10 protein-coding genes, 1 tRNA gene and 1 pseudogene are annotated in these 12,320 nt (G+C 41.4%); 6 read left to right on the top strand and 6 right to left on the bottom strand.

From position 1 onward, the window contains the following. The first annotated feature begins 1,179 nt into the window (after window positions 1-1,179). The 3 genes from V7K36_RS18540 to V7K36_RS18530 all read left to right on the top strand — a co-directional run bounded on the left by V7K36_RS18540 (window position 1,180) and on the right by V7K36_RS18530 (window position 2,808). Window positions 1,180-1,794 carry a TetR/AcrR family transcriptional regulator gene (locus tag V7K36_RS18540; protein ID WP_334822695.1) on the top strand — a complete coding sequence of 205 codons (615 nt, stop codon included), beginning with the start codon at window positions 1,180-1,182 and terminating at the stop codon, window positions 1,792-1,794. Window positions 1,795-1,979: 185 nt separating this feature from the next. Continuing rightward, window positions 1,980-2,471 carry a tetratricopeptide repeat protein gene (locus V7K36_RS18535; protein WP_335118102.1) on the top strand — a complete coding sequence of 164 codons (492 nt, stop codon included), beginning with the start codon at window positions 1,980-1,982 and terminating at the stop codon, window positions 2,469-2,471. A 97-nt stretch (window positions 2,472-2,568) separates the two neighbouring features. Then, entirely contained in the window at window positions 2,569-2,808 is a 240-nt protein-coding gene (locus V7K36_RS18530; RefSeq protein WP_335118100.1) for a hypothetical protein, read from the top strand. Between the two features lie 481 nt (window positions 2,809-3,289). Here V7K36_RS18530 and V7K36_RS18525 read toward each other — a convergent pair whose 3' ends face one another. From V7K36_RS18525 to pdhA, 4 genes are all read right to left on the bottom strand, one after another. Next, entirely contained in the window at window positions 3,290-3,838 is a 549-nt protein-coding gene (locus tag V7K36_RS18525) for a hypothetical protein (RefSeq protein WP_335118098.1), read from the bottom strand. Between the two features lie 505 nt (window positions 3,839-4,343). Beyond that, window positions 4,344-4,415: transfer RNA gene (locus V7K36_RS18520), tRNA-Lys, on the bottom strand. A 61-nt stretch (window positions 4,416-4,476) separates the two neighbouring features. Beyond that, window positions 4,477-5,346: an aldose epimerase family protein gene (locus V7K36_RS18515; protein WP_335118096.1), complete on the bottom strand. Its 870-nt coding sequence runs from the start codon at window positions 5,344-5,346 to the stop codon at window positions 4,477-4,479. Between the two features lie 100 nt (window positions 5,347-5,446). Continuing rightward, window positions 5,447-6,481: a pyruvate dehydrogenase (acetyl-transferring) E1 component subunit alpha gene (gene pdhA / locus V7K36_RS18510; protein WP_334822685.1), complete on the bottom strand. Its 1,035-nt coding sequence runs from the start codon at window positions 6,479-6,481 to the stop codon at window positions 5,447-5,449. A 767-nt stretch (window positions 6,482-7,248) separates the two neighbouring features. Here pdhA and V7K36_RS18505 point away from each other — a divergent pair. From V7K36_RS18505 to V7K36_RS18495, 3 genes and pseudogenes are all read left to right on the top strand, one after another. Next, complete coding sequence (locus V7K36_RS18505; RefSeq protein WP_335118094.1) at window positions 7,249-9,552, top strand: IMS domain-containing protein; 2,304 nt, start codon at window positions 7,249-7,251, stop codon at window positions 9,550-9,552. A 212-nt stretch (window positions 9,553-9,764) separates the two neighbouring features. Further along, window positions 9,765-9,977, top strand: coding sequence for a hypothetical protein (locus V7K36_RS18500; RefSeq protein ID WP_335118092.1), 213 nt, complete (start codon window positions 9,765-9,767; stop codon window positions 9,975-9,977). Between the two features lie 152 nt (window positions 9,978-10,129). Continuing rightward, a pseudogene (locus V7K36_RS18495) lies at window positions 10,130-10,237 on the top strand (type II toxin-antitoxin system RelE family toxin); the annotation flags it as partial. Between the two features lie 8 nt (window positions 10,238-10,245). Here the strand turns inward: V7K36_RS18495 and dhaL are convergent. Continuing rightward, complete coding sequence (gene dhaL / locus V7K36_RS18490; RefSeq protein WP_335118090.1) at window positions 10,246-10,887, bottom strand: dihydroxyacetone kinase subunit DhaL; 642 nt, start codon at window positions 10,885-10,887, stop codon at window positions 10,246-10,248. Window positions 10,888-10,908: 21 nt separating this feature from the next. Beyond that, complete coding sequence (dhaK, locus tag V7K36_RS18485) at window positions 10,909-11,982, bottom strand: dihydroxyacetone kinase subunit DhaK (RefSeq protein WP_335118088.1); 1,074 nt, start codon at window positions 11,980-11,982, stop codon at window positions 10,909-10,911. Window positions 11,983-12,320: the final 338 nt, after the last annotated feature.

Below are 12,320 nucleotides of genomic sequence, written 5' to 3'. Positions count from 1 at the left end.
ATATTTCTATTCTCATCAGATAACTTCTTTGACTTCCTTGATTTCAAAATCCTATCAACCTTTTTAATTAATAATAGTAACTCTAATAACAATAGCAAAAATAAATACTGGATGAATAAAGATATATTTAATTATAAATAGACAATTCTGTCTAGATTTCCAAATATTATTATCTCTATATATAAGGACGTTCAGCAATCTAAATAGACAGACTATTCTAACTATAAATTCAGAGATAAATGATTGAGTTTCTCTCTTGATTGCGGATGTTTCACAAAGGAGAAATCGGCGATATTTGCTCAACTCCAAACAACAGAATAACGCAATCATTGGCTTTGAGGCTCTCTAGCTAAGGCAGTCTGATCTTGGGGGTTTCCCCCAGGAGGAACTGTCGTGATAACTAATTGTAACCACGAATACTCTTTGTAAATTAATTGGTCAGCGCAAGTAAATTGGCCAGATGTATGATATTCTTGATTTATAGGGAATCTAAACCACTTCACGCACAAAGGATCTCCAAGCACTTGCGCTGTAGTGAAGAAGCCAAATCCCATAAGTTAACCAATTGTTTGATGAACTGATGGTTTTGCTCCACAAGTCTCTGGAGGATTGTGGAAGTACTTGATCGGTAGCAGTTCCAAAGTTCGGGGGGACTTTGGTCTGCTTGCAGTTCATCAATCACTTTTGGGATAAACCCTTTATTTTTTACAGATAGTTTTCTCTTAAATCCTCAGAAATCATCGAAGCTTTGGCGAATGAAAGAATAGAATAAGCAATCGATAATAGTGTTTATGATTTAACCAATTGGGTGAAACAAACTTAATTCAACACTCAGATGGATGAAATAGTCTGATGTTTAAAACGAATCAAAGAATAGTTAAAAGTGTTTTTTAATTTTCAATTATTGTTATTTTTTGCTGCTGATATATATTCTCACACAGAGTTAAAAACTATTTTAAAACCTGAGTATAACTATATACTTATATTTGATAATTACAGTCATACAATAGCTATAACATAAAAGCCTAACAAAAATTTGAAATGGTTTGCACATTTATGCAGTCACTTTAAATAGCTAGTTTAGTTTGAAGTTTAAACAATCCTAAAATTGGGAAAATCTTTGTCAGTATTATTGATGAAGTATTTAAAATTTACACATTATTCAAGGATGTGATCTAAATGACTAAACCGAAAACAACCCGTAAATCTGTTCACGATCGCATTCTCAGTACAGCATCAGGCTTGTTTTATCGAGAGGGAATTCGCAACGTCGGTATTGACAGAATCGTTGCGGAATCTGGCGTTGCTAAGATGTCGCTCTACAATCATTTCAAGTCTAAAGATGCATTGATTGAAGCGTGGCTACGACAACAGGATCAACAATGGTGCGAATGGCTCAAAACCACGATTGAAGAACGAGCTTCTAACCCATCCCAACAACTATTGGCAATATTTGATGCGTTACGGCAATGGTTTGAGGGCCCAGATTTTCGAGGTTGTGCATTCATTAATGCTTCAGTGGAACTAGCCAATGCTGACCATCCTGGACATCGAGTGGCATTGGAGCATCAACAATCAATCTACCACTATATCAAGAGCCTAGCTCAAGCCGCAGAAGTTTCATCACCGGAACAGTTAGCCCGACAACTGCTTCTGTTGGTGCAAGGTGCGATCGTGGTTGCGATGATGGAAGGAAGTTGGTCAACTGCTTCACAGGCAAAAAAAGTAGCAGCAACCCTAATCCAGACTGCATCAAAATCCGGCGTTACCGAAACAGTGCTGAGTGCTGAGTAACGTTGCTTGATTTTGGGGGTTCTTTTTCGTCTTTTTTATACCCCCTGAATGCTTACTAAATAATACAGGAAATTCATCATAATTAGCAATTAATCACCCAAATTTAAAGATGACTTTAAAAATGATTTAATAGATATATTTTGTGAGAAAGTTAATACAAAGGTATATTCACTGATCTCAACTTCATGGATTCTTTATCTATTAATTCCTTACTTGAAGAGTTGAAAAACCCGGATGCCACAGTCCGCGAAAAGGCAACTAGAAAAATCTGGCGAATCTGGTTTCAGCAAAAGGGAATCTATGGGCTGGAAATAATTGATCGCAGTCAAAAGTTACTGGATGCAGGTGAAATTACCCAAGCCGAAACAGCGCTGACGGCACTAATCAAAGACCAGCCAGATTTTGCCGAAGCCTGGAATCGCCGTGCTTTCCTCTATTATAGTGTTGGTGATTATCAAAAATCTCTAACAGATTGTCAGATGGTTGTGCAGATAAATCCAATACATTTTGGGGCGCTTCATGGTATGGGCTTGTGTTATGCGGCACTAGGAGAGTATGGTGAAGCGATCCAAGCTTTTCAAGGTGCTCTAGAAATTCAGCCCTATTCACTAGTGAATCAAAAGTTGATTCTAGAATGTACATTTAGATTCAGCTACAACAGCAATTTATCCCCTTAGTTGCCGCAATTTTATTCAATACAGTTCTATCTGGATTGGTACTAGCGTCATTGCTGCTTGTACTAACAGCAACCAACCGTCAAATAGCAGTTTTCGGTTGGATAACATTACGTTTGGTACAAACTGGATAGCACAAGCAGAACAAGACGGATTTTACCAGACGATGTCTACGACGGGCTGCGCCTACGCTACGGGTATCTACAAAGAAAGACTACGATTTAGATGTCACTCTCAAAATGGGTGTCCCCCAGGTTCCCAGTGGTACTTAATTGTTGATGGGGGTGGGGTAGATTTCTTCATAAGTTATGGCATTAACTTGATCAAAAAAGTCATCTAAACCTGCAATTATAACTATTATTTGGAAATTAGCGGAAATAGAGGTGCTATCAATAGCGTTGGCGCAACGCGTTTCCCTGAGCTTGCCGAAGAGTCTCGTAGAGAAGGGTCGAAGTAGCGCTCACGCCGAAGTCTTGCCCGCCCTGATTATGCAACTTGAATGCCGATTAGCTTACTAACCGTTGTTTACCCTTGCATTTGGGATTAGATTATGCATAGCCTACGGAATTAGTGAAATTTTACTATAAAGAGGCGATCGCACTGACTGTAATTAAAAAGATCAGCGATCGCACTTCCAAAGGCGAAGATCAGCTATCACTCTCTCTACATCATTCAAAGCTGTCTCAATTCAAATGCTCAATAAAGACGCATAGGCGTAGCCCGTCGTAGATATCGCATAGACAGTTAAGAAGGTAGGTTAGCTTTCTTCGTAACCCACCCTCCTAGACGATCAGGCGATTGTACTGATATTAATCAGTTCTCTAGGAACGGCTAATACGATAGGTAAGTGTGTAGTCCCAGGTAGACCAGCCCGTACCGCTTTTTTTGGACATTTTCCAGGCTCGCTCTTCATGCGAGGGTCCAGTGGAGGAAATGTCTAATTCGGTACTACCCAGTAAGTCATCTTTATCTAAACTAGCAAGAATGCCTCCTGCGGTTGTAACTGCTGAAAGTATCGTTCCCGCAACAGCTCCTTGTGGACCTGTTGCTGCTATAGCACCTGAAATAGCACTACTAATCTTTTTAACTGTCTCACCGTACTTAGCCCAGTCTTTTGCAGCATCTTCGTCGTAAGCCTTTAGTCCGCCTTTGACGCTTTGCCCTTGTGGGATTTCGCCCTCAAATAAAACGGTTTGGTCTGGTTTGAAAGATTTCTTTTGCTTATCATTGATTTTAATAGGAGTTGTCAGAATTGCCTTGGTGGTTTGTCCTCCTACCAAACCACCGATGAGATAAAAATCGTCAGCACCGGTCACATCTTCAGTATCTTGGCAATAAACGTCAACTAATTCGACTTTTACCTTTGTCATAAATTTCTTGGACTATTGTGTTTGGTGTTGTATTCAGAATGGCACTCTGTTAATGAGTATTTGAATGCTTTTTTTGTTCTTCACATCTATATGTTATAGCTGTGAATTAAGGCAACAATATCATCTTGGTTGAGCGACAAAATTACCTTAAAGGCTCGTAAAGCCTCAACAGCATTCTCTCCCTATTTCCACCTATTCCCAAGTCAGCCAGTGAACTACTTTCTCAGGTTATAAGGAAGCCGCAGACTCAAAAGCTATGATTGCCTTCTGGTTCAGTTATCCACCTTCAGATCGCATTTAAGTAACCGTAAAATCACTGAATATGCTTACAACTTAGTTAATTTCCCTTAATGTGTAATCTTTTTTTTATCTTCACCAAAAAGCGATCGCTATCAAGAAAATTTTTTATTCCCCAGAGCGATCGCATTCACAATTTTCTTGATAGCAATAAACCTCGCCTCGACTTTTATCCTCAAAGACTTAGCAAGCATTTTTTCGTTGAATATGGGTCGCCCGGGATTCGAACCCGGAACTAATCGGTTAAAAGCCGAGTACTCTACCGTTGAGTTAGCGACCCTTTCAGTGCATTTCGCAACTTTGCCATCATAGCATAAACATCTGTAGATTTGTAAAGGAGTTTAGAAAAAATCTGCCGTTAACTTAATAGATGCCGAATAGCTAGCTCCAGGCGCTAATACAGTCATATTTTCACCAGTGTTCAGGGAGTTACGGGTGGCGCTCCAAGGCTCTAAACAGTAGAATTCTTTGCCCTTAACTGTCCAAAACACCAGCCAGGTAGAAAAATCATCATAGTCTAGGTCAAGCTTTAACTTGCGGCTGTTATCGATTACAGCCGCAGATTGACTAGTTAGCTGTCCAAATGCAAAATCAATTTCATCTTGGCTAAAGTCAAATTTGCCGTTAAAGGAGTGAATTTCTTTGGTTCTATTGTCTTGATACTGCCCAGAGGGAATATTAACCTCTAGCTGAGTTTTATCACCACATAGAAAATAGGGATGGAAACCAGCCGAAAATGGCATTGGTGTCGATGACAAGTTTTTATACACCTGATGGACTTCTAACGTATTACCTTGGAGTTCGTAGGTGAAAGCCAGTTGAAAATCAAAAGGATAAACTGCCTTTGTTTGCTCATTGCTATTGAGGACAACAGTCAGACTAGCTTTATCTCCAGTCTTTTGTTCTGTTGCTTCCCAAGGCAATTCACGGGCAAAACCGTGTTGTTTGAGAGTATATTGTTGCCCATTGTGAGTGTAAGTATTATCTGGTAGATTGCCACAAATAGGAAACAAAATCGGATTCCCACCTCTGACACTTAAATCAGGGTGAGTAAAGCGTTCAGTGTCCAGGTAAAAAATTTCTTGCCCTTGAATCCGCCAACGGGTGATGATACCACCGCGTTCTGGTACGACTTCCAGTTGAGAACCAACGGTTTCATCTGAAAGGATGTAGGTTTTGTATTGTTGCTGTTGAATGGCGATGCTAAACACAAATTTTAGTCCTGAGTAAGGTGGAGTGCTGAGTCCTGAGTGCTGAGTCCTGAGTAGAAGAAAAAATACTCAGGACTCAGCACTCATAACTCAGCACTGTTTATTCGTCTTCTGCAAAAACGAAACGATATAACTCGCTAGGGTCTGGTTCGGGGCTGCTTTCGGCGAATTTAACTGCCTCGTCGATTACACCTTGAATTTTACGATCAATTGCTTTGAGTTCTTCCTCATCCGCCAAATTTTGCTCCAGCAAATAAGCTGCTAACTTCTTAATTGGGTCACGAGCGAACCAAAATTCTTTCTCAGCTTTGCTTCGCATTTCATCTGGGTCTGCTAAAGAGTGACCCCGGAAGCGGTAGGTAAGTGCTTCAATTAATGTTGGGCCTTCACCTGCACGGGCACGGGCTACAGCTTCTTGGGCTACGGCTCGGACTGCTAGAACATCCATGCCATCTACTTCCACGCCCACCATGTTAAATACACTGGCTTTTTTATAAATCTCTGGCTGGGAAGTCGCTCGCTCGTGAGACATCCCAATCGCCCACTTATTATTTTCGACCACAAACAGAATTGGCAGTTTCCATAGGGCTGCCATATTTAGCGTCTCGAAAAACTGACCGTTGTTAGCTGCACCGTCGCCAAAAAAGCAAGCTGTCACTTGGTCAGCATTTTTATCTCCCAGCACTTCGCGGCGGTATTTGGTTTGAAAAGCCGCTCCAGCTGCTACAGGAATTCCCTCAGCCACAAAAGCATAACCACCCAGCAAGCGATGTTCGGCAGAAAACATGTGCATGGAACCACCGCGCCCTTTGCTACAACCTGTGGCTTTGCCAAATAATTCTGCCATTACCTCTTTTGCTGGTACACCCGCACTCAGAGCGTGAACGTGGTCGCGGTAGGTACTACAAACGAAATCTTCACCCGGTCGCATTGACTGCACAACACCACTGCAAACGGCTTCTTGACCGTTGTACAAATGGACAAAACCAAACATTTTGCCCCTGTAGTACATTTCAGCGCACTTGTCTTCAAACAAGCGCCCTAATACCATGTCCTCATAAAACCGTAACGCTTCTTCCTTAGTAATATGCGTAGTAGCAGGATTAAATGTGGGTAAAGTACGCTCTTGAACCATTATTTTTGAGTATCCCTGTTGTACAACTTTAAGTTACGGTCTTTAATAAATTGGTCTGATAACACCTCAGCTTTTAACAGGCTAGCGTTTGTAAGACTCAACAATCAAACTTTATTCATCCACCAAAAAAGGGTCTTAGGGAATAGCTAAATTTTTAATTTTTGATTTTTAACTTTTCAGCCCATGCCCGGCGAGGATTTGACTCTAACGGCAGATGTTGCCGTTTTGGGTTTTTCTCTCTCACTATTCCCCTTCATAGACTAGCAATCAACATGGACTGCTTTCTGCATATCCATTAACAATTTAAAAAAAAGGACGCAAAAATTTATATACCCAAATAGGTAATTGTAATTAAAGGTTAATTCTGATATAATTTTTTTCTCATCTTCTCAGGGTCAATCCCCATTAGTAATATTTTTATTACCTCGTACTGGGAAAATGCCGAAAAAATCAATGAGCAATGGATTCTTGCAACCACAACATTTATGTCGTCACTAAAAGCGGTGGTTGTGGTTTGTGCTATGGAAGGCTGATAATAGTTGTGTTAAACAAAAATACTAAGAATTAAGACAAAAAACTCAAGCTTTCTAGGCGAAAGCAAAAAATTAGTACTAGAATATGATTCAAAATTTCGTATAAGGTACAAAACAAGTTGTTGCGATATACACTTGTAGAGTAAATTCTACACGACATTGTTATAGCGCGGTTTTACAGTCCTGGAACGCTCTAGGTGAATTATGTTGATCACGGTGCAGGGGAAGTAGGCTGTGCGAATTCCGCTAGATTACTACCGAATTTTAGGACTACCGTTAGCGGCAAGTGATGAACAATTGCGACAGGCATACAGCGATCGCATTGTCCAATTGCCACGACGTGAGTATTCTCAGGCTGCAATTTCTTCTCGTAAACAACTCATAGAAGAAGCTTACGTGGTTTTATCAGATCCAAAACAACGCAGTACCTACGATCAGCTTTATCTTGCCCACGCCTATGACCCTGATAACCTTGCTGCTGCCGCAGTAGCACTGGAAAATCGCACAGAAAGCACCAAAAGGGGTACTAGTACCCAGAGTCTGGGCATCGAAATTACCCAAGACGAATTAGTTGGCGCTTTATTAATTTTGCAAGAGTTGGGGGAATACGAACTTGTACTGAAACTAGGTCGTCCATACCTAGTAAATAAAAATAGTGCTACAAGTGCAAGAAAAGGCAATAATTTAGTAGACGAAGAAATAGATGAAAGTGCTGAACATCCAAATGTTGTTCTCACTGTAGCCCTTGCTTGTCTAGAATTAGGTCGTGAACAGTGGCAGCAAGGTCACTATGAAAATGCCGCCATATCCCTAGAAACTGGTCAAGAACTGCTAGCCCGCGAAGGGTTATTCTCCAGTGTCCAGGCAGAAATTCAGGCGGATCTTTACAAATTGCGACCATATCGAATTTTGGAGTTGCTGGCACTACCTCAAGAGAAGACTGCCGAACGACACCAAGGCTTGGAATTATTACAAAACCTTTTAGAAGATCGTGGTGGGATTGATGGCACGAGCAATGATGAATCTGGTTTAAATATAGATGACTTTCTGCGATTTATCCAGCAATTACGCAACCACTTAACAGTCGCAGAGCAGCACAAGTTATTTGAAACCCAAAGCAAACGTCCTTCTGCTGTTGCCACTTACTTAGCTGTTTATGCCTTGATAGCACGGGGATTTGCTCAACGGCAACCGGCTTTAATTCGTCAAGCAAGACAAATGCTCATACGTCTGGGCAAGCGTCAAGATGTACATTTAGAACAGTCTCTGTGTGCGTTACTCTTAGGACAAACCCAAGAAGCAACTCGTGTTTTAGAACTTAGTCAGGAGTACGAAGCTCTAGCTTTCATTCGGGAAAAATCTCAAGACTCTCCAGATTTGTTACCAGGGCTGTGTCTATATGCAGAACAGTGGTTGCAACACGAAGTATTTCCACATTTTCGAGATTTAGCAAACCAGCAAGCTTTCCTAAAAGATTACTTTGCTAACCAACAAGTACAAGCTTATTTAGAAGCATTGCCAACGGATGCAGAAACAACTAATGAATGGGCTGTAATTAACCCCCAGCATTTTCCCCAGCCGCAGACAAATAATCCCCCTTTCCACAACAATTCAACAAAGACTTCCGGGCAATTTAATTACAGCAGAACACCTGACCTAGATTTGCCAGAAACACCAACAAAAGAAACACCCGAATATTCAAACTTGTTATCACCCATGTGGAATTCATCGGGGAGTGTAAAATCAGAGGTTCCTACTGCCGAACGAATGAGCAGAGGCACTAATCAGCATTTGAACGGTTCAGGAAAGACTGCTGCACCCAGTCATAACCAAAAGCGTCGGCGGAGAAAACCTACTCCATCTGCTAGCCGAGAGCGTGTACCAGATAATCGTCCTCATGCTCGTCGTCCCCGGCGGCGACGAACTTTTGCTAACACCATAGAAGGAAAAACACGGGTGGTGTGGAGGGTGTTTATTTCTTTGGTGAGTATATTAGTTTTCTGGGTGTTAGTTACAACAACTTTTGGATGGTTAAAAAATTTGTTTTTTCCCACACCATCTTTGCGTGATTCCCAGTTGTTTGTACAGATAAATCAACCACCAATATCTATTCCTGATCCAAATAGGAAGCCACAATCATCAGATAGTCCTTTAACAGATGCAACGGCAGAGGAAGTCATTCAGACTTGGCTATCTATCAAAGCCGCAGCTTTCGGGCCGAATCATGCGATTAATAATTTAGAGCAGATTTTAACTGGTTCAGCTTTGTCTCAATTGCGGCAAACTGCTCAACAGTATAGGTCAGACAATCTCTACCGCAAGTACGGTCATAGCCTGAAGGTGGAATCTGTAGAGAAAATTGATTTATTTGCAGATCGTGCCGCAGTGGAAGCTACGGTTAAGGAAGGGTCGCAGTTATATGAAAATGGTCAGTTTCAAAACTCTTCTAACGATAATTTGCGAGTCCGGTATGATTTAATTCGACAAGCAGGTAAATGGCGCATCCAGAGTATATCTGTTATCAATCAAATCAGATAAGTTTGAATTTTTAGGCGAGGACTTTTCAAACATCCTCTAAAGTGGCGTATAATTTAGAACCCAATCACCGAAACAGCTTTTCACTTCTAGTCATCAAGTAAATTTGATGACAAATAACTTCTGATTTCTCTAGAAGCGGTGAAACACTCTTTTATCGTAAAATAAGGTGTTCAAACTATAGACAATGACAAGCAGTTAAAAAGAGGACAAACATGGAAACTACAACGAAAAGGCAAGCGTTAATTAAGGCTATTAATGAACAATTAGAACTGTCTTATGACGATAGCTTACAAGAGATTTTAGCACTGTTAAAAATCTGTAATCAGGAAGATGAGTCTGACGAAATAGACTTTGAAGAGGGATTAAAAGATATCGCAGAAAATGGCACTTTAACTTGGTCAGAACATCAGCAAAAAATTGCATGAGCTACCAAGTATAAATTTCCAAAAGTGCATCTAAACAAATCAAAAATTTACCCGTAGATATTCAAGAAAGGCTAGAGAGCAGAATTCAACAATTAGCTCAAGATCCTCGCCCTGATGGTGTCGGCAAATGAAAAAATGGTGAAAATCGTTATCGCATCAGAGTAAGCGATTATCGGATTTTGTATCAGATTTCCGATGATGTCTTAGTAGTAACCGTTGTCAGATTAGGGCATCGTAGAGAAGTTTATAGGGATGAATAAATTTCAACTCAAAATTCACCAGAACTTTTCAACACCCCTAACAAACTCTTTAACATTAAATAAGCAGAAGTCCCTCCCGGATCTGGATGTCCGATACTCCGTTCTCCCAGGTAGCTAGCCCGTCCCTTTTTCGCTTGCATCGGTATAGTTTCCTGCAACCCTATCTGGGCTGCTGCTACAGCTTGTTGCATAGCTTCCAGCGTTCCCTTACTTTCTCCTACAGCTTGCCCAAAAGCGGCTACAGCCGGAGATAGCACATCCACCATTGTTTTGTCTCCTAGTTGCGCTTTGCCACGTTGCAGTACGCCGTCTAAGCCTGCTTGGAGTAGCCCTAACACATCTTGTTCTGTCAATTCTTGCTTACCAACTACTGCTGTACTGGCTCGTAAAAACCAAGTGCCATAAAGAGGGCCACTGGCACCGCCAATAGAAGAAATCAAGGTCATACTCACAGCTTTGAGAATATTGCTGATGTCCTTATCTGTAAGAGTTGGTAACTGAGCGATCGCCTTTTTGAAGCCGCGATCCATATTGATCCCGTGGTCTGCATCTCCGATCGCAGCATCTAATTCTGTCAAATATGCTTTATTCTGCTCTATCTCGGCTACAAATGCCTGCAACCATTCTAATATCTGCGCCTGACTCACCATAGCAACATAATTCGTAATTAGTTAAATTTCCCTGCGCCAACTCGGCGTTTTTACTGGTGCATCCCATAATCGGATCATCTCATCATCTAATTTCAGCAGGGTAATGGAGCAACCTTGCATTTCTAGAGATGTAATATAAGACCCAATCAAGTTTCGCACAATTTGCAATCCTTGCTGTTGGCAGATTTGGGCGAGTTTGCGGTAAACAATATACAGTTCGGAAATCGGGGTTCCACCCATACTATTGACAAAAGCTAACAGGCGATCGCCTTTTGCAAATGGGAGATTTATGAGTTCTACATCTACCCATTCTCCTTTGTCTTCATCCCACTCGCGCAATGTGCGGCTGTATGCTGTATCCTCAATGAGCGATCGCGTCAAAATTTCGGTAATCTCATCTACTGATTTGATATCTGTGCGTTCTGTTCCTGGTTCACCGTGAATACCGATGCCTAATTCAATTTCGCGATCGCTCAATTCAAATGTTGGCGTTCCATTAGCGGGGACTGTACAAGATGTTAGAGCAATTCCCATACTCCGCCCATTCAGATTTACTCGGCGACATAAATTTGCTATTTGTGGCAAATCATACCCTATCTCTGCGGCTGCACCACAAATTTTCTCCGCCAGGATTGTTGTTCCCACACCCCGGCGTCCTTGGGTATAGAGACTATCTTTCACAGCCACATCGTCATCAATCAAAATATTTAGCACTCGAATGCCCTCAGCACGGGCTAACTCCGTTGCCATCTCAAAGTTCATGACATCGCCACTGTAATTTTTGACGATATAAAGGATACCAGAGCCTCCATCTACTTGTTTGGCAGCTGCTAGCATTTGGTCAGGAGTAGGTGATGTGAAAACCTCCCCAGGACAAGCTGCATCAAGCATTCCTCTGCCCACGAAGCCAGCGTGCATTGGTTCATGTCCACTGCCACCACCAGAAATAATTGCTACTTTACCCTGTATAGGTGCATCGGCTCGATAAACAAAAGTGGGATCATAGTTTACTTTAATTAAATCGGAATGAGCCGCCGCCAGACCTTCTAGACTTTCCCGCATAAAGTCTTCCGGCTTGTTGATCAGCTTTTTCATAATCCGTGTCTAGTTAAAAGGACGCTAAAACCAGCTTATAGCGATCGCTCGTTTCTATGCAATACACTTTGACCTCTCTAAATCTCTCTCCTAAAAAGCACTGTGTACACACAAGTCCGCAGCCATCGATGAGAGGTTAAGCTTGTAAAGTTTTTGTCAATAAGTAATAGTACTTAAAAATATGCGGAAAATCGGGTTATTCAACAGAATTTTTGGGCGTGCGATGCCTAGGTTGGGCTACGCCTACGCGTCAGATTTAAAAGCATCATTCATTCTTGCCTCAAAATTCAGTGCAAAGCTTAATTTAATACTCACTGCTTCAGCAAATTTCCAGCAAT

The sequence above is a fragment of the Nostoc sp. genome, assembly GCF_036919555.1.
In the GTDB taxonomy this organism is placed as follows: Bacteria; Cyanobacteriota; Cyanobacteriia; order Cyanobacteriales; family Nostocaceae; genus Nostoc.
The sequence above is the reverse complement of the archived record's forward strand: the minus strand, read 5'-3'. Positions and strand labels throughout refer to the sequence as shown.